This window comes from Paraburkholderia sp. SIMBA_053 (assembly GCF_046534895.1).
Taxonomy (GTDB): domain Bacteria; phylum Pseudomonadota; class Gammaproteobacteria; order Burkholderiales; family Burkholderiaceae; genus Paraburkholderia; species Paraburkholderia caledonica.
The window spans coordinates 85,345-111,448 of record NZ_JAWRXU010000009.1 but is presented as its reverse complement, the minus strand read 5'-3'; the positions used below and the strand labels follow the sequence as shown (position 1 = coordinate 111,448).

The following is a 26,104-nucleotide window of genomic DNA, read 5'->3' as shown; positions in this document are numbered from 1 at the left end:
GCAGTTCGCTGAAGCTTGTCGTCCCACTTAGCGTCGAACCTGCTCACCCGTTGGATCGCTGGTCGGTTGCGTCCCATGGTGCGACCCACTGGCAGCAGCGGCGCGATGATGAGCGCTATGTGACGTTCCTCGATTCCCCCGATAGTTACTGCTGCCCGCCTCGTGCGGGCTTTTTTTCGTGCCTTTCCTATCTTGCGGACGATCTGGTTCTGTCCAGCGTCAGTCAATCCGTTAGCTGGTTATGCGTAAGAGCTATCCCGATTTTGTTTTACAAAACTGCGACAGTTTCCATCTGTACGCCGGTCGGGATCGATTTGATAATGCAAAGGCGAGCCCTCACTGGAAAAGGGGGGGCTCATCGAGACATTTAGTAGGATTCCAAAATGTCTGGACAGCCAGCGGCATATGAAACATAACTTTTGGAGGGGGCTGACAATGTCGTGGCTTATCCAGCCGCGTACGCCGGACGCGACTGGCGATGCGTGGACGCAATGGGCGGACGAGCCGCTTCCCACGGTTCCCCGACCCGCTGAAGCGAGGCACGCATGACCCGGTGGACGACGCAAACGCGCACCCTCACGTTCAGCGGGGCCGCGCTTCCCGAAATCGTCGGCGTCGATTACCGCAGCCGGCAGCGCATCGAAACCCGTGAGCCGATGCTGACGGTCCGCAGTCTGCGCTTGCGCGCCGGCGCATAACCCGCGTCGGCACGCAAGACACACCCCTCAAGCCTTCAACCCCGACCCCGCCGCCTCTTCCCTCGACTGCACCTGCAAGACCGCATCGCGCTTATCAAGCAGATGTTGCCGAAGAATCTGACTAAGCCTCTTACCGTCCCGCGCCTCGAGTGCCTTCAACATTTCGTCGTGGTCATGAATGGCGCTGTCCCACTTCGGGATCTGAAAATTGGACCGGAAACGCAGCGCCTGCAAGCGCCGATTCACCGAGATATAAGTCTGCCGAAGCGCTGAGTTCCGCGCGGCCTCATTGATCTTGTCGTGGATCGCCTGATTCCGGCTGTAGTACCCAGCCAGGTCGTTTTGCGCGCGACAAGCGAGCATTGCGTAATGCAACGCCTTGATGTCGGCCAGCTCCGCCGCCGTCATCCGCTCGGCTGCCAGTTCGCCCGAAAAAGCCTCGAGACCGCTCATCAACTCGAACGTCTCGCGCAACTCGGCCTCCGACATCTTCCACACCGACGCGCCCCGGTTCGGCGAAATCTCGATCAACCCCTCAGCGGCCAACACCTTGAGCGCCTCACGCAACGGCGTGCGGGAAATGCCAAGCGTTTCGCACAGCTCGCGCTCGTTTAGCTTCTTGCCCGGCTCAAGTACGCCCTCGACGATGAACCGGCGAATGTGCTCCACCACCGTGTCATGCAAGCGCTGACGCTCCACTTTCGGCAACACGGCCGCCGTGGGCAGGCTTGCCTCAAATTCCGAATTTTGCATACAAACTTCCTTATCCACATTGGATTCGATTTTATCGGATCGCCGCGCACAGCGGAACAGCGGGGGTAAACACCTGTGCGCAAAGGCGATTTTGGTCTTTCGCCTGTCCGAACTCGTCTGATATAGTTTTTTGCATGCAAAATTCAATCGGAGGAGCGCAATGTTGAAGTTAGATTTTCATCCCGCCGGCCGTCACTTTCTGCAGATTCCGGGGCCGAGCCCCGTGCCCGATCGCATCCTCCGGGCGATGAGCTACCCGACCATCGACCACCGCGGCCCTGAGTTCGGCGAACTGGGTCTGAAAGTGCTCGACGGGATCAAGAAGATCTTCAAGACACAGCATCCCGTGGTGATCTATCCGGCGTCCGGCACCGGCGCATGGGAAGCGGCGCTCTCGAACACGTTGAGCCCCGGCGATCATGTGCTGATGTTCGAGACCGGGCACTTCGCAACGCTCTGGAAAAAGATGGCCGAAAGCCTGGGGCTCAAGCCTGAGTTTCTTGGCTTGCCCGGCATCGAGGGCTGGCGCCGCGGCGTTCAACCGCAAATGATCGAAGCGCGTCTGCGCGAAGACACGCAGCACTCCATCAAGGCGGTGTGCGTCGTGCACAACGAAACGTCCACGGGCGTGACTTCAGATATCGCCGCCGTGCGGCGCGCAATCGACGCCGCAGGTCATCCCGCGCTATTGCTCGTCGACACGATCTCGGGACTTGCCTGCGCCGATTATCGCCACGACGAGTGGGGCGTCGACGTCACCGTTTCAGGCTCGCAGAAGGGCCTGATGCTGCCGCCGGGCATCAGCTTCAACGCGATTTCGCCGAAAGCCGTGGCCGCGAGCAAGCATGCAAAGTTGCCCCGCAGCTTCTGGGACTGGAGTGAAATCGTCGAGATGAACAAGACGGGCTACTGGCCCTACACGCCGAACACGAACCTGCTGTACGGGCTTCATGAAGCGCTCGAAATGATTCTCGGCGAAGGGCTCGACAACGTGTTCGCGCGTCACGAGCGTCTTGCCGAGGCGACTCGCCGCGCGGTGCGCGCCTGGGGCCTGGAAATCCAGTGCGCCGATCCGGCTGTATATAGCCCCGTGCTGACGGGCGTGATGATGCCCGACGGCGTCGATGCCGACGCGGTTCGCAAGCTGATCTACGAACGCTTCGACATGTCGCTTGGCACGGGTCTCGGCAAGATGAAAGGGCGCATGTTCCGCATCGGTCATCTGGGCGATTGCAACGACCTGATGCTGCTCGCGACGCTCGCGGGTTGCGAAATGGGCTTGCGGCTCGCGGGCGTTCCGCTCAAGGGAAGCGGCTTGCCTGCCGCTATGGAGTGGTTGAGCGAGCCGACGCAAGCGTCCGGTTTGAAGGCGGCAGCCTGAACGAAGCGGCAGAACAAGCTGTGCTGGCCACGTCGCAACCCCGGACCCGCTCAACAAGCCGCAGCAACGCATCGAAAAAAGCAGACCGCAACGAAAGCAGGCATCAACGAAGTCAGTTCCATCACGAAGCCGCGCGCAGAACGCGGCCCTGAACAATGCGATGTTCCGGCGGCGCCTACCGCCGGGCGACGACCGGGCGTGTCATATGAGGCGCGCCGTCGACACATGCAAATGGAGAGAGACGATGAAGCGGTTTCGTTTGACCAGTGCGACCAGTATCGTTCTAGTGATGCTCTGCATCATGTACTTCATCACCTACCTGGACCGCGTCAACGTCAGTACAGCGGCCGCGGGGTTCGGCAAGGAATTCCATCTTTCGCATACGGAAGTCGGGTTGGTGTTCTCCGCCTTCGCGTATCCGTATCTGCTGTTTCAGATTATCGGCGGCTGGGTGAGCGATCGTTTTGGCGCCAGACGCACGCTGCTCGCGTGCGGCGCGATCTGGGGCGTCGCCACGTTGCTGACCGGTTTCGCCGGCGGGCTGATCTCGCTGCTGGCCGCGCGCGTGCTGCTCGGTTTCGGTGAAGGCGCGACCTTTCCCGCCGCGACATCCGCAATGGCGCGCTGGGTCGCCAAAGAGAAACGCGGTTTCGCTCAGGGCATCACGCACGCCGCGTCGCGCATCGGCAATGCGGTCGCGCCTGGTCTCATCGTGCTCGTCATGGCAAATTGGGGATGGCGCGAATCGTTCTATATCTGCGGCGCCTTCAGCCTGTTGTGGGTTGTCGTGTGGGCATTGACGTTCACCGAGCATCCGAAAGACCACCCGCGTATCACGACTGAAGAGCTCGAAGTATTGCCCGCGCCCAAAGCAAAGTCGGCGGGCGTGCCTTGGGGCAAGCTGTTTCGCCGCATGGCGCCCGTTACGATCGTGTACTTCTGCTATGGCTGGACACTGTGGCTGTTCCTGAGCTGGATTCCGCAATACTTCCTGCACAGCTATCACCTGGAACTGAAGAAGTCGGCGATCTTCGCATCGGTCGTGTTCCTCGCCGGCGTGGTGGGCGATACGCTTGGCGGCGTCGTGACCGACTTCATCTATACGCGAACCGGGAGCCTGAAGCGCGCACGCAGCTGGATGGTGTCGGTGTGCATGATGTTCTGCCTGCTGTCGCTGATCCCGATTATGTTCACGCACAACGTGTATCTGTCGATGGCGTGCCTCGCTTCGGGCTTCTTCTTCGCCGAAATGACGATTGGACCGATGTGGGCCATTCCCATGGACATCGCGCCGGAAGCCTCGGGCACGGCGAGCGGCATGATGAACACAGGTTCGGCGCTCGCGGCGATCATCTCGCCCGTGATGGGCGGCTTCCTGATCGACTACTTCGGCAGCTGGGAGTTGCCGTTCGTCGGCAGCATGCTGTTGATGGCGATTGGTGTCGTGCTCGCGTTCCGCATGCAGCCGGAGAGCAAGTTTGCAGGCGATCCCGCGGACAAGGGGCAGGTCTCGCCCCGCATGGGCGTGTAAGCGATGCTTAAGTCCTCTCGCGCCGGCGCCCTGAAGCTGACCACGTTGCCTCTGAGCCGCTTGCTCGCCGATGCGCGCCGCGATCATGCGACGCTCGACAACCTTCCGCCCAATCTCGCGCCGACCGACGCCAATGCGGCGTATGCGGTCCAGCATGAGATCTTGGCCATTGCCGGCGCGCGCATCGGCGGCTGGAAGATCGGCGCCAAGTCAGACAGCGGGCCGATCCAGGGCGCGCCGTTGCCGGACGTCGACCGGTATCCCGACGGCGCCACTGTGTCGCGCGGGGCCTTCGCGCCATTGGGCCTGGAACTGGAGATCGCGTTTCGTTTCGGTCGCAGTTTCGAGCCCAGCACAACGCCTTATAGCGAGGCCGACGTGCATGCCGCAATCGGTTCATTCGGCGCGACGATCGAAATCGTCGCGAGCCGGTTCGCCGCGTGGCCGGACGTCGACAAGCTCGCGCAACTCGCGGACTTGCAGAACCACGGCGCGCTCGTCGTCGGCGAATTCATGCCGTACGACGAGAGCTTCCCGTTTGTCTCGCCCGCGCTGCGTTTCGATTTCAACGGACGCGATGTCGTGGAATTGACGCCCGCCAATCCCGCCGGCGATCCCCGCCGGTTGCTCACGTGGCTCGTCAATCACGCGACGTCGCGTGGCGTCACCGTGACGCCGGAAATGGTCGTGACAACCGGTTCGTACACCGGCATGTTCTTCCCGCGAAGCGCGGGCACGGCACACGGACGCATAGAAGGCCTGCCATCGGTAAGCGTCACGTTGTATTGACCGTTCGGGCGCTCGCGCGGTTTGCCGCGCTGCGCCGCGATTTCTGCGTATTGCAACAACACCGACGTTATGACGAATCCCACTTCCGCTTTGCTGGTCAAGCCGATTCATCTCGTGCCGTCCACGGCGCGTCTGATGACGCCGCTCGCGCAACATCTGCGTAAATCGTTGCGTGGTGACGTGCTGTTCGATGCAGCGAGCCGGGGACGTTATGCGACCGATGCGTCGATCTATCAGATCATGCCCGTCGGCGTTGTCGTGCCGCGCGACCAGGACGATCTGCGCATCGCACTCGACATTGCGCGCAGCGAGAAAGTGCCGCTGCTCGCGCGCGGCGCTGGCACGAGTCAATGCGGACAAACGGTCGGTGAAGCGCTCGTGATCGACACGAGTAAATGGCTTAACAATATCGTCGATTTCAGCCTGGAGGCGCGCACGGTGACGGTCGAGCCGGGCGTCGTGCTGGATCATCTGAATGCATGGCTCAAGCCGCACGGTCTCTGGTTTCCGGTGGATGTGTCGACTGCGGCGCAATGCACGATCGGCGGCATGGCGGGCAACAATTCGTGCGGTTCGCGCTCCATTGAATACGGCAACATGGTGCACAACGTCGAAGCCATCGACGCGATTCTCGCCGACGGCACCGAAGCGCGTTTCGCTTCGTTGCGCGATGCGCCGCAAGGCGCGCGTTTGCAGCAGATATTCGAAGGCGTCAGGCAGATCGCGCAACGCGAGCGCGACGAAATCGTGGCGCGCGTGCCGAAAGTGTTGCGCCGCGTGGCCGGCTACAACATCGACCTGTTCGACTGTCAGAATCCGCGCGCTTATACCGACGACGGCGTGGCCAACCTCGCGCATCTGCTGGTCGGCTCGGAAGGCACGCTCGCATTCAGCCGTCAGTTGACGCTGAAGCTTGCGCCGTTGCCCGCGCATAAAACGCTGGGCGTGGTCAACTTTCCGACGTTCTGGCAGTCGATGGATCTGACTCAGCACATCGTCAAGCTGAAGCCGGTCGCGGTGGAACTGGTCGACCGCACCATGATCGATCTGGCCATGAGCAACCCTGCGTTTCGTCCGGTTGTCGAAAAGGCGCTGGTCGGCGAGCCGCAAGCGGTGCTGCTCGTGGAATTCGCGGGCGAGTCGCGCGACGCGCAACTCGAGTCGCTCAGGCAACTCTCCGAATTGATGGCGGATCTCGGCTTGCCTGGCTCGGTTGTGGAAATGCCGGACGCGAATGCGCAAAAGGCGCTGTGGGAAGTGCGCAAGGCCGGCCTCAACATCATGATGAGCATGAAGGGCGACGGCAAGCCGGTGTCTTTCATCGAAGACTGCGCGGTGCCGCTCGAACATCTCGCCGAGTACACGAGCCAGTTGACGGAGGTGTTTCATCGGCATGGCACCGAGGGCACCTGGTATGCCCATGCGAGCGTCGGCACGCTGCACGTGCGGCCGATTCTCGACATGCGCCGCGATGGCGCGGTGAAAATGCGCGCGATTGCCGAGGAAGCCGCGGCATTAGTGCGCGAATACAAGGGCGCTTATTCCGGAGAGCACGGCGACGGTTTGTGCCGCGGCGAATGGGTGGCGTGGCAATACGGTCCCAAACTCAATCAGGCGTTCAGTGAGATCAAGGCGCTGTTCGATCCGGACAACCGCTTCAATCCCGACAAGATGGTGCGTCCGCCGAAAATGGACGACGCGCGCTATTTCCGTTTCGCGCCCGGCTATCAGGAACGGCCCATTGAACCGGCGCTCGACTGGTCAGCATGGAACGTCGAGCGCGATCCGCTGACTGGCCGCGAAACCGCGCCGGGCAGCGGCAACGACCTCGCAGGCGGTCTCGCGAAGGCCGTCGAGATGTGCAATAACAACGGTCACTGCCGAAAATTCGATGCAGGCACGATGTGCCCGAGCTACCGCGTGACGAAAGACGAACAGCATGTCACGCGCGGGCGTGCGAACACCTTGCGTCTTGCAATCTCCGGTCAGCTAGGCGAGGCCGGCCTTGCGAGCGACGAAGTAAAGGACACGCTCGATCTCTGCGTGTCATGCAAGGGCTGCAAGCGCGACTGCCCGACGGGCGTCGATATGGCGAAGTTCAAGATCGAAGCGCGCGCCGCGCGCGTCAAGCGACATGGCTTGACGCTGCGCGACAAGCTCGTCGCCTTCATGCCGCGCTACGCTGCCGCCGCGAGCCGCATGCCGGGCTTGATCGCAGTTGCCGACAATGTGCCGCTCGTGTCGTCCTTGTTCAAGCGCGCGGTCGGTTTCGCGAGCGAGCGGAGCTTGCCGCGTTTCAGGAAGTCGTTTCTGTCGAGCGCAAGTCCCACGGTGAACGCGCATGGCGCGACGCTGAAGGAAGTGCTGTTATTCGTCGACACCTTCAATAACAGCATGGAGCCCGAGAACGCCAGGGCGGCGCAGAAGGTACTGGAGGCGGCGGGCTACACCGTGCACTTCAACATGCGCGAAGGCGAGCGCCCGGTTTGCTGCGGCCGCACGTTTCTCGCGGCGGGCCTGGTTGACGAAGCGAAGCACGAAGCGAGGCGAATGCTCGATCTGTTCAACCCTTTCGTGGAACGCGGCGTGCCCATTGTCGGTCTGGAGCCGTCGTGCCTGCTGTCGCTGCGTGACGAGTTTTTGCACTATGGCTTCGGCGACGAAGCACAGCGGCTCGCCAAACAGGCGTTCCTCTTCGAAGAATTCCTGGTGCGCGAGGAAAAAGCGGGTCGCTTAGAGCTTGCGTTGAAGCCCTTGGATACGCCGCAGGCGCTCGTGCATGGCCATTGTCATCAGAAGGCGTTCGACGCCTTTACGCCTGTGCAAACCGTTCTGAAATGGATTCCTGAGCTGAAGGTATCGACGGTGGAATCGTCGTGCTGCGGAATGGCCGGCAGCTTCGGCTACGAAGCGGAGCACTATGCGACGTCGCAGGCCATGGCCGAGTTGTCGCTATTGCCGGCGGTGCGCAAGATCGACGGCAATACCGTCATGGTCGCGGACGGCACGAGTTGCCGTCATCAGATTCACGATGGCGCCGGTGTGGAGGCCATTCATGTGGCCCGTGTGCTCGCAATGGCGTTGCAATGACGCGCTTAAGCCGGGACAGCCTGCCGGTACGCGGTAGGCGACACGCCCACGCCTTCGCGGAAACGGTGGCTAAAGTGACTCGCGTTTGCATAGCCGCATAGCTGGGCAATCCGCTGAAGCGGAAGTGACGTGGTGCGCAACAGCATGCGCGCGCGTTCGAGCCGCTGCTGCGCGATCCACGCAGCGGGCGGCAATCCAAACGACGTGCGGAACATCCGCGCAAGGTGAAACTCCGACAGCGCCGCCACGCCTGCAAGTTCACCGATGGTGAGCGGCTCTGCAAGATGGCTTTCGATGTAATCGCGCAGTCGCCGTCTGGTCGCGACCGACAAACCGCCCTTCAGCGCCAGGCCGGTGCGGCGCACGCCTTGCGAGCGCAGCAGCAGGCTCAGCACTTCATGTGCAGTTTCGTTGGTGCGCAGCAAACCGTCCGGGTCGTCCCAACGTTCGTTCGCGAGCGACTGACACAGACTGGCAATGCGCGCGTCTTCGAAATATGTGCGGTCGGCAAGCGTCAATTCGCGCGGCTCGCGGTCCAGTTCCTGCACAGCGCGTTGCGTGAAGTGCTCAGGCAGGAAATAAAGGTGCATGAAATGCATATGGCCGCGCACCCACCAGCGCGACTCATGATCGCCGGGTAATGCGCATAGCCGCGACGGCGCGCCGTAACGCCCCGGCATTTTCTGCCGCTCGGTGCGATAACCGCCATCCAGGTAGCACGAGAGGGTGTGGTGGCCGGGCCGATCGTAGACGGTCTCGGCGACTTCTGTGTCGCGCGTCCAAACGGCAATCGCCAGACCGTCACCGAGCCACGCAAACCGGTCCAGGTTCGCGTTCGAGCTGCCTAGCGTGTGACACACCGACTGAATGCCAAACGGCGTTTCAGTGGCGTCATTCACAGCGACGGGCGGGCTCGGCTTCACGGGACTGGTGTCGTTCTTGCGGGATATGAGCGTAAGTATACGGCTGGCCGCGCCCCGGCACCCATGAGCTCGCGGTTTGCCGCCGAAAATGCGCAATCCTGGACAAGTCCTGGCGCCTGCGTTGCCGCATAGTCGCACTTCCGTATCCGCTGTTGCAGGCTTGACCATGAATCTGTCGCTTTATGCCGTTACCGTTCTGATCTGGGGCACCACCTGGATCGCGATCAAATGGCAGTTGGGCGAAGTCCCGCCGCCGGTTTCCATCGCCTGGCGTTTCTGGATCGCCGCATTGGTGCTGTTCGCGCTGTTGCGCATCATGCGCCGGCCGATGTGGCCGCCGCGCGCCGCGTGGCGATTTTTGTTCGCGCAAGGGCTCGCGCTGTTTTGCGTCAACTTTCTGTGCTTCTACTACGCCGAACAGGTGGTGCCCAGCGGCCTCGTGGCAGTGGTGTTCTCCACGGCGCCGCTTCTTAATTCGATCAACGGACGGCTTTTCATGGGGCGTCCGCTGCAGCCCTCGGCAATTGCGGGCGCGATGCTCGGTCTCGTCGGTATTGTGTGTCTCTTCGTTCAGCAGATGAGCGGACATCTCGGCGACCACGCCGCATGGCTCGGGCTTGGCATCGCGTTTCTCGGCACATTGTGCTTTTCGGCTGGCAATCTGTTGTCGAGCCGCATGCAGTCGATGGGATTGCATCCGTTCGCGACCAATAGCTGGGCGATGTTGATCGGCGCGAGCGTGTTGACCGTAGGAAGCGCGCTCGCCGGCTTCCCGTTCGCTATCGAATCGTCCACACGCTATCTCGGCGCACTGGCGTATCTCGCGGTGTTTGGCTCGGTGATCGGCTTTACCGCATACCTGATGCTGGTCGGGCGCATCGGGCCCGAGCGCGCCGCCTATTCGACCGTGCTGTTTCCTATCGTGGCGCTGGCTGTGTCGACGGTATTCGAAGGCTATCAATGGTCGGCATTGGCAGTGGTTGGATTGCTGCTGGTAGTGGCCGGCAATCTGGTTGCGTTCGATATGACCCGGCGCATTTTCGGGCGACGCAGCCACGCCTGATAAACGCGGAGTTTATGCGCACAAGTGCGCCTTTGCTGGGATGGATTCACAAATAGCATTTGAAGAAAACGATATTGGCGACCTATTGACGCATCGTGACGAGATTGGCCGCTTCTGTCACATAACTCCGCGGGATCGCAGAAGAATCGGCACGCCACGCACTCCTATGCATGCGGTATATTTGTTTTCTCAAATATTTACGGTCAATTTTTTTATCAATTAATTTCACCTGTTTTCTATGCGAGGATGAAAGCGTCACTTGCAAGGGAACATCGTTGTGAAACTCCTTTCGCGCCTCGGCGCGGCATTCATTTTCTGCCAGAGCCTTCTTCCGCTTACTGGCTATGCGCAGTCGCAGCTCACCTACACCACCTCGTGGATCGGCAATAGCTTCGGTTTCGGCGACGGTAAGTGGATGCAGCAGGATATCCAGGCAATCGCGGCGGGCGCCGACGGTACCGTCTTCACGAACGCGCCGTGGGACGAGAGCGGCAGTGAAATAGCCGCGTATCGCGGGGGCGACAAGATCGCCGTCGCCGGTTTCACGCACGGTTGGGGCGCTGCGGGCGGCGATGCAGTCGCGGTCAACCACACGTATCTGTACGCGGCAATGTCGATCGGTAACGAGAACAACAAGCTGGTCGGCGCAGACTATCCGCCGGCCGGACAGACGTGGTTTGGCATCACGCGCCGCACGTTGGCGAACCTCTCGGCCGGCGTGCCGTTTAGTGCGGGCGTCGGCAATAGCGCGAACGCAACGAAAAACAGCTTCCTGCCCGTCGATACAGTAACGACCGGTACCGACGCGGCCATCCGCGGACTTGCCGCCACCGACAGCGAACTGTACCTCTCGGACACCTACGCGAACCGCATCGTTGTTCTGAACGCCAATACGATGCAGCCATTGCGCTCGTGGAGCGTCAGCTCACCAGGACGTATCGCGATCGACACCGATTCGACGCTCTGGGTGATAAGCGGCGTATCGTCCGGAAACCTAACTATTTTGCACTTCAACGCGGATGGGACCGCGCTCGCCGGCGTCTTGCCGTTGCCCGCCGGCGCAGTTCCGACCGACATTGCCGTTACGCCGGCTGGACAAATTCTCGTCGCGGACAACGGGCCGTCGCAGCAGATTCTCGTCTTCAACAAGGACGCCAACGGTCAACCGCGAGCGGCCGCGCCGCTCGGCACGCGCAACGGTATTTTTCATGCGGTCAAGGGCGTGCCGGGCAACTGGCGCTTTAACGGCATGACTGGAATCGCGCTCGACCCGGCGGGCAATCTATATGTCGCGCAAAACGGTGAAGGGCCGCGGCCGGTTAGCTCTGCATCGGTCGGTCAAGGTGCGGTGCTGGAAAGCTATGTGTTCAGCTCGCATGCGTTGAACTGGCGGCTGTATGGGCTGACGTTCGTGGACAGCGCCGCATTCGATCCAGCCACGCCGGCTTCGGTGTACACCGGTTCGAAGCGCTTCACGCTCGACTACAACCAGCCTGTGGGCCGCGAATGGTCGTATGCGGGCTTCACGCTGAATCGCTTCGATTATCCCGACGATCCCACGTTCCATCAGCCGCGCGGCGTGCGCGGCGAGCCGATGGTGCGAAGAATCGACGGCCGGCCGTTTCTCTATACGCTCGATCCGGGCGCGCACTACCTGAACGTCTACCGTTGCGACGCCGCACATGGTGAGACGGCGATTCCGTCGGGGCTGCTCGCGCAAAATCCGCTGCCGGGCACGTGGCCTTCGGGTCAGCCGGGCTATGGCGAATGGCTGTGGCGCGATGTCAACGGTAATGGCGTCGTGGATGCCAGCGAAATCAGCAGCAATCCGTCGACCGGCAGTACCGTGGGCAACGGTTTCTGGTGGGTGGACGCGCCGGGCAACGTCTGGCTTGCCACACCGCTGAGCGGCATCCGCGAAATGCCTTTGCAGGGGCTCGACCAAGCGGGCAATCCGATCTACACCTACGCGAGTTCCAGAATGTTCGCGATGCCGCAGCCTTTCACGCGACTGGCGCGGCTCATCTACATCGCGGAATCCGACACCATGTATCTGTCCGGTTTTACGAGCGCCGTTCCGTGGGACGCGACCCATTGGAAAGAGGCCGGCCCCGTGCTCGCGCGTTATGACAACTGGAGTTCGGGCGCGCCTACGCAGCAGTACGCGGTCTCGCTGCCGTGGAACACGCAGAGCAATCCGCAGACGACCACCGTAGGCGTCGCGGTAGCCGGCGACTATGTCTTCGTGGCCGAGTTGTACACGGCGAAGGTCGATGTGTACGACGCGCGCACAGGTCAGCCGGTCGGCTATATGACGCCCGGCGCGAGCGTGGGCAACACGAGCGGTTGGGTGGACGTCTATCTCGGCATCAGCGCGGCGAAACGTGACAACGGCGAGTACGTGATACTGGTAGAAGACGACGCACGCGCAAAAATTCTGATGTATCGGTGGACACCTTAGTCCAGGTCGTGTTCGCGCCGATCACGAATAGACGGCAACCCGCGATCGGTATATAACAACGTGAAAGGATCGCTCGTTTACCGCTTCATACGGGGAGACGCTTCATCATGACGCAAGACGTAACGCCTACGCCGCCCACCGGCGACCGGCCCAATCTGGAAAACCTCGACGCAGCGCTCAGTCACGTGGATCAGCAGGTATCGTCCGGCAGCATTGCGTCAGGCGCTGCAAAGGGGATTCTGTACAGCCTGATCGAAACGCTCGGCACGTTTGTCGGCGATCCTGACTTGCCCGAACACGCGCGTTCGGGATATGAAGGGCTGCTAGAAGCTGCGCGGGAACTGCGCGCGAAGCTGGAACACTGAACGTTGGTTGGGCCTTGACGCTTGCCATCAGCAATTGGCGTTTAGCGTTTTGCGCCTGACTTTACGGCTAACTCTTAACGACAGCGATCCCTCCTCGCGCCTCGTCGCCAAGTCAAGTGCTGGCCGGGTCGCCGTCTGTGATAAAAAGGCGCACTGTTCTCAACATTGCGCCTTTTCCATGTTCTCTGCGTCCGCTACCGCGTTGTTGGCCGTCGGCATTATCGTCGTGCTGATTACGCCGGGTCCGACTAATACATTGCTTGCGTCGGCAGGTTTGCGCCAAGGCCTGCAGCGGTCGCTACCGCTTATCGCCGCTGAACTCGCCGGCTATCTGGTTTCTATTTCCGTCTGGGGACGGTTCCTGGCGCAAGCCGCGCATGCGCTGCCATGGCTGCCCGCGTTGCTGCGCGTGGCGGCGGGTTTGTACATCGCGTGGCTGGCCATCGATATGTGGCGCGCGGCCGTCGCGCTACCTGACTCGACGCCGCGCGCGAGCGGCATGCGCACGCTGTTCATTGCGACGCTGCTCAATCCCAAAGCCTTGCTGTTCGCGGGCACTATTTTTCCGGCCGCTGCTTTCGCGCATTGGCCCGCTTATCTCTCGGCCATGCTGATCTTCGTGTGCCTGCTCGTGCCGATTGCGCTCGCATGGATCGCTTTCGGCGCGGCGCTGGGCAGCGGCAAGCTGCGTTGGCTCGATCCGGCGAAAATCCAGCGCGGCGCGTCGATCCTGCTCGGCGTCTTTTCGCTGTCGCTTGCATGGTCGGCGCTGCATTGACTGCGCAGGACGGCGGCGCGCTTACTGTTCGACGCACTCATCCACGCTCAATGCGTCCTGCCATTCCGGCGCCGCCCATGTGATTTGCAATTGCGGCGTGCCGTGCCAATCCGCGCACCGTTGCAACGCGCGCCGCAGGTCGCCAGCGAGCCGGGCGCTCGGACGCACGCCCGCTTCCATATGCACGGACTTCAATTCGAAAATGCCCTGCGCGCGGTGCGCCTTTGCATCGACGCGGCCTACCAGCCGCCCGCGGCTCAGTAGCGGCAGCACGAAGTAACCGTATTTGCGCTTCGCCGCCGGCGTATAACACTCGATTGCATAGTCGAAGTCGAACAGCGCGGCGGCGCGTTTGCGGTCCCACACCACAGGATCGAACGGCGAAAGTACCGTCGTCACCGTCGAGGCGAGTTTGCCGCTCGCGGCGTCGTCGAGCATGGGCGCGAGGTCGCGGTGCACGAACGTGTCCTGCTTCCAGCCGACCACTTGCACGGGAATCAATTCGCCGCGCTCCGCGAGCGCATGAAGCTCGTCGCGATACGGGCGGCGCGGCAGACGGTAATAGTCCGCCACCCAGTCGGCCCGCGCGACGCCGAGCGCCCGGCAAGTGCGGCGCAGCAGTTCATCGGTGACGACATGCGACGGCGGCAGATCGCGTGCGTCGTTCCAGTCCGGCAAGACGCGTTCGGTGACGTCGTAGACGCGCTGAAAATTGCGCCGCTCGGCCACCATGAGTTGACCGATGGCGAAGAGCACTTCCAGATGGCGCTTCTCCGGCTTCCAGTCCCACCAGCCATTGCCCTTGCCCGACTCGCGAGCGAAATCCGCCGAGCGCACCGGTCCCGTGGCGCGAATGTGCGCCAGTAGTTTCTCAATGTCTTCGCGATGCTTGTTGTGCCAGTCGGCCGCGTACTTCCAGCCCATGCCGCTCGGGTCCAGCATGCGATGACGCAGCAGGCCGTAGTCTTCGATCGGCACGAAGCACGCTTCATGCGACCAGTACTCGAACAGCTTGCCTTCGGCGAGATGTTCGTCGAGCCATTGCTGCGCATACGCGCCGAGCCGGCTGAAGAGCACGAGATATGGGCTGCGCGCGACAACGTGAATCGTGTCGATCTGCAATTGCGCCATGCGGCGGATCGCGTCGAGCACGTCGGCTTTCACGGCCTTGCGGCGCGGCGGTGTCAGCAGACCTTGTGCGGCCAGATGCAGCGTGCGGGCGGCGGAAAGCGGAAGAGTCTTCACGCGGAGATTGTTCAGTGAGTGACTGCGATGAGAAGGCGCGAGCCTGACCTGAATCAGCAGACGCTACTGTAGCGTGAATGCAAAGTGGAGGTTGATGCGAGCGCTGCCCATCGAAGGTGGTGCAGCGACGAAGCGGCAGATGAGTCGTGGACTGGCCGAGACTGAGCCCGAAGTGGCCGCCAACCAAGCGGCGGGTGGTCGAGGCGGACGCTGGCGATGGCAAGCGAGTCGCAGGAGAAACGTCAAATGGGCCACCTGAAACCGCCTATGCCGGTGCATGAACGGCCGCGCCTGGATGCGCCACGTCGTCAGCACCACAAACTCGGGAGCGCAGCGCAGCCAGGCCTCCGCGGCACGCGCTCAAAGCCTACCAGCCGCGCCCGTGATGCTTGTCCCAGCCGCGATGACGGCCATGATCGTGATGCCAGCGGTGGCCCCGGTAATAGTCGTCGCGGTAGCCGTAACCGTAGACGGGCTGAGGCGCATAGACGACCGGCGGCGGGGCGTACATGACTGGCGGCGCGGCGTAGATTGGGCCCGGCGTGTTGACGAACACGCCCACGTCGACGCGAGCAGAAGCGGCAGTCGATGCGCAGGCGGCGGCAAGTCCGAAGGCGGCGAAGAAGATCGCGCGTTTGTTCATGCTTCTCTCCTGTGTCCCAGCAAGACGATTGCTGTTTCCAACGATCGGCCACTCACTGTCGAATGGCTGACATGGATCTTACGAGACAGAAAGAAAAGCAGGTGCAACGAGTTGAAGGCGTGTGTAACAGAGCATTACCCGGCGGCCTGGCCGGCAGCTATTGCTACGGACCGCCCGTGAACGTGCGGCGGTCCTCGCAGAGGTTCAAGCTCAAGCTCAAGCCACGGATGCGACCGCTTCGTCCGCTGAAACCGCCAGTATCTGGTGAATCTGCGCGACCACCGCCGCGCCTTCGCCGACCGCCGCCGCCACGCGCTTAGTCGAGCCAGCGCGCGCGTCGCCGATCGCGTACACGCCCTTCACGGTCGTTGCGAGATCGCATGCCGACACGCCGTCCGCGCTGGTGCCCGTCAGCACGAAGCCCTTTTCGTCGAGTTCGACGCCGCAGGTGCGCAGCCAGTCGGTGTTCGGGTCCGCCCCGGTGAACAGGAACAGATGCCGCGTGTCGATGTGGTCGGTGCCATCGGGCAAGGGCTTTTTCAGAGCGACCGACGCAAGCCCGCTTTCGTCCGCGACAAGGCGGCCGATCTCCGAATTTGGATGCACGACGACGTTCGGCAGCGAGCGGATGCGGTCGATCAGATAGCGCGACATGGTGGCTTCGAAGCCGCCGCGCCGGATCAGCACGTGGACCTTCGCTGCATGCGTCGCCAGATAGACGATCGCCTGGCCGGCCGAATTGCCGCCGCCCACCAGCACGACTTCCTGGCGCTTGCACAGCTTCGCCTCGACAGGCGACGCCCAGTAGTAGACGCCGCGTCCGTCGAAACGGTCGAGTCCTTCGAGCGCGGGGCGCCGGTACACCGCACCGCTTGCGATCACGATCGTGCGCGCGCTGATATGACCGCCGCACTTCAGTTCGAGCCGGTACGGCGCCTCCCCGCAATGCAGCGCTTTTACGTGGACGGGAATCGCCACGTGCGCGCCGAATTTCTGCGCCTGCACGAACGCGCGTCCGGCCAACGCTTGACCCGAGATGCCGGTCGGAAAGCCGAGGTAGTTTTCGATTCGCGAGCTTGCACCGGCCTGGCCACCCGGCGCGCGGCTATCGAGCACGATGACCGAGAGTCCTTCGGACGCCGCATACACTGCAGTGGCGAGTCCGGCCGGTCCCGCGCCTACAATCGCGACGTCATAGACGAGCGAGGCGTCCAGATCTGGCAGCAGGCCGAGCGAGGTCGCCAGTTCCGGCATGCTCGGATGACGCAGCACCGAACCGTCCGGACAGATGACGAGCGGCATGTCTTCCTGCTGCGCACCGAATTGCTCGACGAGACGCAACGCGTCCTCGTCGCATTCGTCGATCGTGGAATGCGGATGACCGTTGCGCGACAGAAAGCCTTGCAACATCACGAGGCGCGCGTCGGTGCTGCTGCCGATCAGGATCGGGCCGCCCGCGCCTTTTTCGATCAGCGACACGCGCCGCAGAATCAGCGCGCGCATGATGCGCTCGCCCAATTCGGCTTCGGCCACGAGCAGTGCGCGCAGCTTCTCCGGCGGAATGAGCAACGCTCGCACCGCGCTGAGCGCCATGCCGTTGACGAGCGCGTGGCGTCCCGACAATTGGCCCACTTCGGCGAGGAAATGCCCCGGCCCGTGTTCGCCGATCACCACTTCACGGCCGATGCCGTCGCGTTGATAGACCTTCACGCGCCCTTCGAGCAGCACGAACATGCCAGGACCTGTGTGGCCGGTCTCGAACAGCAGTTCGCCGGCTTCCCAGTGGCTCGGTTCACCGAACCGGCGCACGCGATCGATCTCCGCTTCGGTGAGCGCGGGGAACATCTGATGCATGCGCGTGGACAGATTCGAAAACGGCGCGTCGGCGACTACCGCTTCGGATTGTGTTTCGGGTTCTGAAACGGAAAGCATTGAACCGCTCCTTCAGTGTTCATTGATTGACTGAACGAAGGCGCAACGGCGCGCACGCAAAAGCGCGCAAGCGGAAGCGCCACGGCGTCAAACCGCTTTCGGCGCGATGTGCTCGACTGCGGCCTCGGGCGGCGGCATGCCGGGCAAGGCCTCGACGGGCCTGCCGGAGTCGCGCCAGGCTTCCATGCCGCCGCGCAACGGCAGCACGTCGTCGAAGCCTGCTTCGTTCAACTGCTTGGCCATCCATGCGGCCGAAATTTCATTGGGACACGAACAATAAATCACGAGCTTCTGGTCGCGCGGATACGTGGCGACGATCTGATCGAGCTGCCGCTCGTCGGCGAATTGCGAGCCCGGAATCACGAACGGATCGAGCTTGCGCTTCTCGTGCGAACGGATGTCGAACAGCACCGGCGTCTTGCCCGCCTCGACCAACGTGGCGAGTTCGTCGACTTCAATGCGAGCCGACGCCAGCTTGTTGATCAACTGACGACGCCGAATCCAGCGATACGCCGCATACAACAGCAACAGCGCAATAGCGACGACGCCCGCGGTGCGGCCGAGGCGCCCGGCAGCGGCGAACACCATGTCGATCTGATGCGCGAACAACGCGCCGACGATAAGCCCGGTGCCCGACCACAACGCGGCACCGATGCTGTCGTAGGTGAGGAACGTGCGATAACGGGTGCCCATTGCGCCCGCCATTGGAATAGACACGATCGACAGGCCCGGGACGAACTTGGCGACGGCCAGCACGCGCACGCCCCAGCGCCCGAAAAACCGCTCGGTTTTCTTGACGCACGTGTCACGCGACAGCGACAGGCGGCAAATGGTTTTCAGCGTGTTGCCGCCATACAGACGGCCGGCCAGATACCACGCGCTGTCGCCGATCAGCGTTGCAAAGATGGACAGCACGAGTACCGGCAGCAGTTGCGTGCCGACGGAGCCGGGATGCATGGCGGCCATTGCGCCAAACAACACGAGCGACGGCATAGCCGGTACCGGCAGGCCGATAGAGGCCGCCAGCACGTTGGCAAAAATGAGCGCCGGTCCGTATTGCTCGACGAGATCATGTAGCATCGACTTACATCCGCGGCCTTTTCAGGCACGGTGCGCAGTAGGGAAGCAAAGGAGAATGGAGCGATTATGGACCATTTTCAAGGCGTGCAAAGCCCTTGAAAAACCCCGGTTATTCGGGGTTGGAAGCGTTACCGCCGCGCCTTCGGTCCGCGCGCCGCGCGCGCTGTAAATGTCAACCAGCACGAGCAGAACAAAATGAAAGACGATTGAATCTCGCGCAGCCTGAACAGAGGTGGCGCGCGAAGATGCCGGTAATGGTGCGCGGCGCCTGCAGTGCCGCGCTTTCTACTGCGCACGCGGCGATCACGCTGATGCGCTGCGCCGCCCGATTACGTTATTGACGATGATTGTGCTGCTCGCCCGGCAACTCGGCGCCGTGCGCGCGGATTGCCGCGATCAGCTCGGCCGGCGTGATTTCATAGCGTACTTCCCGATGTATGCCGGGCTTGCGCTCATCGACCTCGATCAGAAGGATGCCTTTGCCGTCTTCTGTCGACTCGAGGCGCAGCGAACGCAGTTCGCGCCCGGTTGCGTCGTCGTATTCGGTGAGCAGGGCCATTGACCCGGAGGACCCGGTAGTGCGCATCGAAGTTGTCCTTAATCCGTTGTTGATCGAACCATTGTACGGGCAGCATGACGCGCCGTCTGTCGCGCAATGTTCACGCTTTGGCGATTGACCGTAGCGTGCGCCTGCTTGCCCGAACGCCGCCGTGCACCTAAGCCCGCGGGCCGCGAGCCCGGTGCGTGCAGTAGCGTTCACCTGTGGCAATGAGTTTAACGCGACTCGTTGCGACGACGGGCGCATTTTTCGTGCCCCGTGGCGGTGCAGTTCTTCTCCTGCAATGTCATGCTGCTGACGCGCGGTATGGTTATGCATCGCGGGAGGTCAGCGAACAGGCGATCGGCAAAAACGCCCGAAGCAATGCTCGGTAGGTCGCGCTCCCTCAACATAGGCAACGTCCGGCCGTCGCTCCACTACAACGGTCGGTTATGAGATTCGCGCACGCGTTCCAGTTCCAGCATCTCAGAGGCGCGCAACGGCGCATCGCCGTCGAGAAAGAACTCGTCCAGTTGTGGCGGCGCCGCGTCGGAGCCGCTCAACATCGCATGAACCTGCCCGCGATGATGGATCTGGTGCACGAAGAGATGAGGCAGCACCTTGCCGATGCTCTCCCGTTGAACGCCGACCGACGGACCGCGGTCGATCTCCACCTCACGGTTCAAGTCGCTGCCCGTCAGCGACTCGCAAAAGGCCAGCAGGTCGCTATCGCTTCGCGCCTGGGCGTCCCACAGTTGAGTGGCGCGTGGATAGGGCAGTTCGTCGTCGAAAATCGTGAGGCCCTGGCCGCCGCCCACAAGCGCGTCGTAGTAGTAACGGTCCACGAGCAAAATGTGATTCAACGTGAGTTGCAACGATGGGAAGAAGCTCACCCTCCGCGCGGCGAATGCTTTGTCGGTCAAGCTCAGGCACGCGCGGTAAAGGCGCAGGTTCGACCATGCGTTGTTGCGCGCCATGGCACTCAGATGCAAAGACAACGGATCGCGTGAAGCGGCGCCTCGCGATTTGGACTCGATCATCTGTGTCTCCGTCAGGAGCAAGCGGCATGATTCTGCGCGCAGGAAGGCGCGCATCGACGTGCGCGCTCCAACAGCATAGATCGCGCGAAAAAAAACGGCCCGTCTGTTTGGGACGGGCCGCTCAACGCCGTTGTTACTCGGGTCAGTCTGTCCATACATCCATTGGGCAGCGACGCTTGCACGGTACGGCGTCAATATCCCGCTGTCGAGGTAGGAGTAATGCCGATCTATCGGATCAATACGACCTCAATGCAACCTCGATGCGTCATTAATGAACAACCGGGGCCGCCTCGTCATGCTCCGCGTCATGAGCATCGCGCTGTGCATGCGCAAGCGCCACTGCAGATGCCGGCTCGTGCGCAGCATTGGCTGGCGCAGGCTGACGCGTGCGAGCAACAACGCGCGACGCAGGCGCCGTGTCCGCAACCGTGAACAGACGGACGGCCTCGCTAAGCACGTCCGCCTGCGCGGCGAGACGCTGTGCCGTGGACGCCGCCTGTTCGACGAGCGCGGCGTTCTGCTGGGTCGCGCCATCGAGATGCGAAACAGCCTGGTTCACCTGGCGAATGCCCTCGGCCTGTTCGCTGCTCGCGTTCGCTACTTCCACGATGATCGACGACACGCGCTCGACCGCTTCGTCGATTGCACGCATTTGAGATGTGGTGCGCGCTACGAGGTCGGTGCCCGCCGCGACTTCCGCCGCGCTTGCCTCGACCACGGATTTGATCTCCTTCGACGACGCCGCGCAACGTTGCGCAAGCATCCGCACCTCGCCCGCGACCACGGCGAACGAGCGGCCTGCTTCGCCCGCGCGCGCCGCTTCGACGGCGGCGTTCAGCGCCAGAATGTTGGTCTGGAAAGCGATGCCGTCAATCACTCCGGTAATGTCGGCAATGCGCCGCGATGCGGCCGTAATGCCCGCCATGGTCTGCTCGACCTGGCCGGCGATCTTGCCGCCTTCGGCAGCCGCGGCCTGCGCGTCTTTCGCGAGGTCGAGCGCGCGCACGCTGGCGTCGGCGTTCGCTTGCACGGTGGTGGTCAGCTCTTCCATCGTGGCGGCGGTTTCTTCCAGCGACGCGGCCTGCAGTTCCGTACGGCGAGCGAGGTCCACGTTGCCGCTCGAGATCTCCCGCGCGTTATCGAGCATGCCGTTGATCTGCTCGCGCACGTCATAGACGATCGCGGCCAGGTTGGCCTTCAACTGATTCAATGCTTGCAGCACATCGCCCAGGTCGTCGTGACGCGCGATCTCCAGGTCGACAGTCAGATCTCCTGCGGCGAGCCGGGTCGCGAATCCGCTCATGTCGCGCACCGGCGCAGCCACATGCCGCGCGAGCAGACGCCATGAAACCAGACTGACGGCACTGGCCACGCCGAACGCGATCCAGAACGGCGTTGGCGGCGCGCCTTGCCACGCCGCGAGGCCGGCCGCCGCGAGCGCGAGCGGCGTGAGCGCATAGCCGAAAGCGGCGCGCGTCGCCACGGGCAGACGCGTCAGCGCTTGCAGCCGACCACGCAAACCCGTGCGCACGATCATGCCGCGACGCAGCTTTATCCCGCGCGCTTCGCCCGTGCGCATGCGGGAGTACAAGGCTTCGGCCGCGCGCACGGCGTCGCGCGCCGGCTTCACGCGCACGCTGAGATAGCCCACCACGGCACCTTTCTTGACCACCGGCGTGACGTTCGCATGAACCCAATAGTGGTCGCCGTTCTTGCGGCGGTTCTTGACGAGCGCAGTCCACGGACGTCCATCGCGAATCGTTGCCCACATGTCCGCGAACGCTTCGCGCGGCATGTCCGGATGGCGGATCAGATTGTGCGGCTGGCCGACGAGCTCTTCATGGGTATAGCCGGACACGGCGATAAAAGCCGGATTGCAATATTCGATGCGGCCGGTCAGGTCGGTCGCGGAAACAAGCATTTGCGACGACGGGAATTCGTACTCTTGCCCGGTGACAGGCTGGTTATTGCGCATGACTTTCCTTGCTGATGCTCACCCCGCACAGTGCGCGGTCTTACAGTGCTGCAAGGAATAACGGCATGAAGTGCGGGTGCCTTGAGGGTTTCCCACTAATCCACTCAGGTTTAAGCCCGTGGCGCCGTTAACGCAGGGTTCGGGAACGCCTTGGCGGCAGACCGCGTTAAAAGTGCCGGATGCATCGCGCGACACCGTCAAAGCGACTACACTGCGCCGATACAGGCCAGCAGACGCAGTCTGCTAAAGACCGCAGTGGTCTGCCTGCGCGAACCGCACGCACGTGATCTGATGCAGAAAATCCTTGATCGAAGTCAAGAGTCGCTCGAATACGCGTTCGCGTCGCTCGCGAAGACTGCGAAGCGCCAGCAACGGGTCTATCTCGCGACAATCGGCTCATTGATGCTGATGGTGGCTGTTTTTGCGCTGGTCATCGCGGTCGTGGCTGCGTTCAAGCAGCTGGAATATCGCCGCACGTTCACGTCGCAGAACGCAACCGATCTGTCGTTGCTGCTGCATCGAGAAGAGTCCTTCCTGCGGCGCGCCGAATTTACCCTCGACTACTACTACGGCGCAACGGACGTGCGGCGCGCGCCCGAGGCGGTCGAGCAATCCATCGCACAGACGGGCGCGGCGCGCGGCACGGTGGACAGAGTCGACGCGGAGTTTGACGTCGTCATTGGGCAGTCCACTCGCGCCGCCTGGGGCGCCCGACTCGGCGACAAACTGGGGCGGCTTTACGAATCGGCGCAATCCACGCTTGTCACGCAACAGGCGTTCGAACTCGAACAGCGGGCAACGCTGATCGGCGTCGACGAAGACTACGCCGTGATTCTTCCTTCGCTGGCGGGCTCTGCCGCCGGGCCGAACAGCGGGGCGGCGCGCTTCGCCACGTCTGCTCAGCAAGCGGCGCTCGCAGGTTTGCTGAGGGAGACGATCGAGCGCGAACTCAAGTCGCAAACCGGCAAGCGCGTGCCTGGCAAGGGTGAGCGCCTGTGGGTCGGACCGTATCGAGATCCTCTGCAAAACACGCCGGTGATCTCGGCAGTAAGCGCGTATTACGAGGGCGACAAACCTGTCACGCTCATCAGCGCAAGCATTCCGCTTAATGTGCTCGCCGCGCGCATTGCGCCGCCCGGCAGCGCGGGCGCCACATTGCTGATGGCGCCCGATCGCCGCATTCTGGTGTCTTCCGCTGCGCTCGACGCGCAAACCGGCGCGATGCTGCAACGCGCAGTGGCCGCGACTCCGCCGCACGTTTTTCACTATGAGCGCGAAGGCGCAATCTTCTACGAGCCGCTCATGCCGGGCTTCGGCTCGCTCGTCGGCTATGTGCCTTGGGGCGGGTTGGCCGCGGCGCTGGGCTGGCAACTGGCAGTAATCGGTAGCCTCGCGTTTCTGGTCATGCTGGCCATTGCGCTGACCGCGCGTTTGTTCGGCCTGCGGCTTTTGCGCAGCGCGTTTGCCGAGACTTCGCGCGCGCTGGAAAGCGACACCCTCAACCACATTCTGGTAAGCGCGACGCCGATTGGACTGTGCATCGTGCGGCGAAGCGACTATTCGATATTGACGGCAAACGCGCTCGCCGCCGAACTGCTGCAAATCGAGCCCGGCACAAGCCGGTTGCCGCCGCATATCGCTGCCGGGTTTCCCGCTCAGGCACCGGAGCAGACCTCGGCCGCCGCGTTTGCACGGATCGCCGCTTTTGTCGCGCCGGCGCAGCCGCCATCTCAGCCCGCGACGCTAGTGCCCGCGAATGCGCAGGCAATCGCGGCGCCGGAAGCCGGCGCCGCACCCGCGCAATTCCTGCAAATCACCTACGCACCCGCCCGCTATGCCGGCGAGCACGTGTTGTTCTGCGCGATTCTCGATGTGACCGCGCAGCACGCGCTCGAACAACAGTTGCGGGACGCGCAGCAAGCGTCTGACGCGATGATGCGCGCGCGCACCAACTTCTTTGCCGCGATGAGCCACGAGATTCGCACGCCTCTGAATGCGCTGCTCGGCAATCTCGAACTCTTCGCGCGCACGCCGGGGCTTGAAGCGCACGCGCAGCGGCTCGCCGCGCTGAATGTGGCGGGTGATGCGCTGCGCCGCGTCGTCAACGATATTCTCGACTTCTCCAAGATCGATGCCGGCGAAATGCTTCTGGTGCGCGAACCGTTTGCTCTACTCGAGGCGTTCGAGAGCATTGCGCTTTCCTATGCGGCGATGGCCGGCGATCGCCCTGTCCGTTTCTTTTCACTGCTTTCGCCGGCGCTCGACCGAACGGTTGTCGGCGACAGAATGCGGATCGCACAGGTCATCAACAATCTGTTGAGCAACGCATTCAAGTTCACGTCGAGCGGCAAGATCATGCTGCAAGCCGACCTTATCGACGATGCGCAAGGCCGTCCGATCCTCAATTGCCGCGTGTCGGATTCCGGGCCGGGCATGACCCAGGAACTGGTCACGCGGCTTTTCAAGCCGTTCGTGCAAGGCGAGGCCGGTGCGTCGCGCGGCGCGGAAAGTACCGGTCTCGGACTCGTGATCTGTGCGCGCCTCTGTCAGTTGATGGGCGGCACGATTTCGGCCGAGAGCGTGGTGAGCGTCGGCAGCGTATTCAACGTGTCGATTCCGCTCGCTGCCTCGCCGGATGAGAAGCCGGCGAGGCCGGCGCCCGTCACTGAGAAGCGCGGAATGCTGCTCGCGCTGTGTCAGGATTCCCAAGTCGCCGAACTGCTCCGCCGATGGCTCGAGCACTTCGGCTGGAGCGCGCACGTGGTACCCGCGCTCGCGGCCGCGCGCGCGTGGTTGCAAGTGAACCGCCCGACGGCGCTGATTGTTTCGGGCGCGTACGACCTCGACGTCATCGCCTCGCTGCGGGCGTTGCAGCCGGTGCCTGCCGTCTGGGTAACGCGAGCCGGTCCGCAACGACCGCAAATGCGCGCGGAAGGCGTACTCGAAGTGACGGAATTCAGCGGAACGGCAGTCCGGACTGCGATCGAGTTGGCCGTCGAGGGCAAGCCGGTTGCCGCGCCGTGCGAGGTGCCGGCGGCACCGCGAATAGATTCGGCGGCGGCGCCTGTGCTGACGACGCATCCCGCGCTGCAAGGCCTCGCCATTCTCGTTGCGGAAGACAATCCGCTGATTCAAACCTTGATCGCGGAACAGCTTGCCACGCTCGGATGCGCGCCGACCATCGCCGGTGACGGCAGAATGGCACTCGGCTTTTTCGAACGGACGCATTTCGACGTCGTACTGACCGACATCCACATGCCGGCCATGGACGGCTTCGAGTTCCTCGCCGCACTGCGCAAGCTGGACGCCGACGTGCCGGTGCTTGTCTTCAGCGCGGTGGCCGAAAATCAGGAAGCGCAAAGCTGGCATGAGCGTGGTTTCAGCGGTTACGTCTCGAAGCCTGCTTCGTTGGGCGAACTTCAGGCTGCACTGCTCGCTGTGGCGCCTGCCGTGCCGGAAAAGGCCGCGCCGGGTGCCGGTCCTGCATCCGTCGCCGCAACGGGCGCCACGCTCGCCGCGGACGAGAAAGCGCGTTACACCGCCATGCTCAAGGAGCACTTGAAAAACGATCTGCCGCGGCTACTCGCCATTGTCGATGAAGAAGACCGGCAGGCGTTGGCCGGCTGGGCGCATAGCGCGAGCGGCGCGTTCGTGATCGTGCAGGAGCCGAGGTTCGTTGAAGAGTGCAGGCAGCTACAACGGCTGTGCAACGACAGCGAAAGCTGGACGACCGAAATGGACGAGCGCGCCGTGTCGTTGCACGAGGCGCTGTGCGATCACTACGGCGTGGACGAGCCGTCGACGCATTGACTGCATTGA

General features: G+C 62.7%; 19 protein-coding genes. 10 read left to right on the top strand and 9 right to left on the bottom strand.

Annotation, left to right across the window (positions count from 1 at the left end):
- Nucleotides 1-545: 545 nt before the first annotated feature.
- On the top strand, nt 546-698 hold the full coding sequence (locus tag SB753_RS24290; RefSeq protein ID WP_410802233.1) for a hypothetical protein: 153 nt from the start codon (nt 546-548) through the stop codon (nt 696-698).
- Nucleotides 699-725: 27 nt separating this feature from the next.
- On the opposite strand, the gene SB753_RS24285 is transcribed toward SB753_RS24290, so the two are convergent.
- Nucleotides 726-1,451, bottom strand: coding sequence for a GntR family transcriptional regulator (locus SB753_RS24285; RefSeq protein WP_087753665.1), 726 nt, complete (start codon nt 1,449-1,451; stop codon nt 726-728).
- Between the two features lie 160 nt (nt 1,452-1,611).
- Between SB753_RS24285 and SB753_RS24280 the strand changes: the two genes are divergently transcribed.
- From SB753_RS24280 to SB753_RS24265, 4 genes are all read left to right on the top strand, one after another.
- Nucleotides 1,612-2,832, top strand: coding sequence for a pyridoxal-phosphate-dependent aminotransferase family protein (locus tag SB753_RS24280; protein ID WP_020068615.1), 1,221 nt, complete (start codon nt 1,612-1,614; stop codon nt 2,830-2,832).
- A 244-nt stretch (nt 2,833-3,076) separates the two neighbouring features.
- A complete protein-coding gene (locus tag SB753_RS24275; protein ID WP_408200166.1) occupies nt 3,077-4,363 on the top strand; it encodes an MFS transporter in 1,287 nt (428 codons plus the stop codon).
- 3 nt (nt 4,364-4,366) lie between these two features.
- A complete protein-coding gene (locus tag SB753_RS24270) occupies nt 4,367-5,152 on the top strand; it encodes a 2-keto-4-pentenoate hydratase (protein ID WP_410802231.1) in 786 nt (261 codons plus the stop codon).
- A 69-nt stretch (nt 5,153-5,221) separates the two neighbouring features.
- A complete protein-coding gene (locus SB753_RS24265; protein ID WP_410802229.1) occupies nt 5,222-8,242 on the top strand; it encodes an FAD-binding and (Fe-S)-binding domain-containing protein in 3,021 nt (1,006 codons plus the stop codon).
- 5 nt (nt 8,243-8,247) lie between these two features.
- Here the strand turns inward: SB753_RS24265 and SB753_RS24260 are convergent, their stop codons facing one another.
- Entirely contained in the window at nt 8,248-9,165 is a 918-nt protein-coding gene (locus SB753_RS24260; protein ID WP_410802227.1) for a helix-turn-helix domain-containing protein, read from the bottom strand.
- 166 nt (nt 9,166-9,331) lie between these two features.
- Here SB753_RS24260 and SB753_RS24255 point away from each other — a divergent pair, with 166 nt between their 5' ends.
- From SB753_RS24255 to SB753_RS24240, 4 genes are all read left to right on the top strand, one after another.
- On the top strand, nt 9,332-10,228 hold the full coding sequence (locus tag SB753_RS24255; RefSeq protein ID WP_020068610.1) for a DMT family transporter: 897 nt from the start codon (nt 9,332-9,334) through the stop codon (nt 10,226-10,228).
- A gap of 277 nt (nt 10,229-10,505) precedes the next feature.
- On the top strand, nt 10,506-12,689 hold the full coding sequence (locus tag SB753_RS24250) for a hypothetical protein (protein WP_410802225.1): 2,184 nt from the start codon (nt 10,506-10,508) through the stop codon (nt 12,687-12,689).
- Nucleotides 12,690-12,796: 107 nt separating this feature from the next.
- On the top strand, nt 12,797-13,054 hold the full coding sequence (locus tag SB753_RS24245) for a hypothetical protein (RefSeq protein WP_020068608.1): 258 nt from the start codon (nt 12,797-12,799) through the stop codon (nt 13,052-13,054).
- A 178-nt stretch (nt 13,055-13,232) separates the two neighbouring features.
- Nucleotides 13,233-13,832, top strand: a complete 600-nt coding sequence (locus SB753_RS24240; RefSeq protein WP_020068607.1) for a LysE family translocator — start codon at nt 13,233-13,235, stop codon at nt 13,830-13,832.
- A 21-nt stretch (nt 13,833-13,853) separates the two neighbouring features.
- Here SB753_RS24240 and SB753_RS24235 read toward each other — a convergent pair whose 3' ends face one another.
- The 7 genes from SB753_RS24235 to SB753_RS24205 all read right to left on the bottom strand — a co-directional run bounded on the left by SB753_RS24235 (nt 13,854) and on the right by SB753_RS24205 (nt 22,285).
- Entirely contained in the window at nt 13,854-15,077 is a 1,224-nt protein-coding gene (locus SB753_RS24235; RefSeq protein ID WP_410802222.1) for a winged helix-turn-helix domain-containing protein, read from the bottom strand.
- A gap of 367 nt (nt 15,078-15,444) precedes the next feature.
- Nucleotides 15,445-15,720, bottom strand: a complete 276-nt coding sequence (locus SB753_RS24230; protein WP_020068605.1) for a hypothetical protein — start codon at nt 15,718-15,720, stop codon at nt 15,445-15,447.
- A gap of 216 nt (nt 15,721-15,936) precedes the next feature.
- Nucleotides 15,937-17,652, bottom strand: a complete 1,716-nt coding sequence (locus SB753_RS24225; protein WP_410802220.1) for an FAD-dependent oxidoreductase — start codon at nt 17,650-17,652, stop codon at nt 15,937-15,939.
- Between the two features lie 87 nt (nt 17,653-17,739).
- The gene (locus tag SB753_RS24220; protein ID WP_020068603.1) at nt 17,740-18,732 is read right to left on the bottom strand and encodes a DedA family protein/thiosulfate sulfurtransferase GlpE; all 993 of its coding nucleotides are present in this window, start codon (nt 18,730-18,732) and stop codon (nt 17,740-17,742) included.
- 334 nt (nt 18,733-19,066) lie between these two features.
- Nucleotides 19,067-19,318, bottom strand: a complete 252-nt coding sequence (locus SB753_RS24215) for a hypothetical protein (protein WP_027804733.1) — start codon at nt 19,316-19,318, stop codon at nt 19,067-19,069.
- 389 nt (nt 19,319-19,707) lie between these two features.
- A complete protein-coding gene (locus SB753_RS24210; RefSeq protein ID WP_410802218.1) occupies nt 19,708-20,310 on the bottom strand; it encodes a DinB family protein in 603 nt (200 codons plus the stop codon).
- 268 nt (nt 20,311-20,578) lie between these two features.
- Nucleotides 20,579-22,285 (bottom strand): methyl-accepting chemotaxis protein, encoded by a 1,707-nt coding sequence (locus tag SB753_RS24205; protein WP_410802216.1) that lies wholly within the window; start codon nt 22,283-22,285, stop codon nt 20,579-20,581.
- Between the two features lie 291 nt (nt 22,286-22,576).
- On the opposite strand from SB753_RS24205, the gene SB753_RS24200 reads away from it, so the two are divergent.
- Nucleotides 22,577-26,095, top strand: coding sequence for a response regulator (locus SB753_RS24200; protein ID WP_410802214.1), 3,519 nt, complete (start codon nt 22,577-22,579; stop codon nt 26,093-26,095).
- The last annotated feature ends 9 nt before the right edge of the window (nt 26,096-26,104 follow it).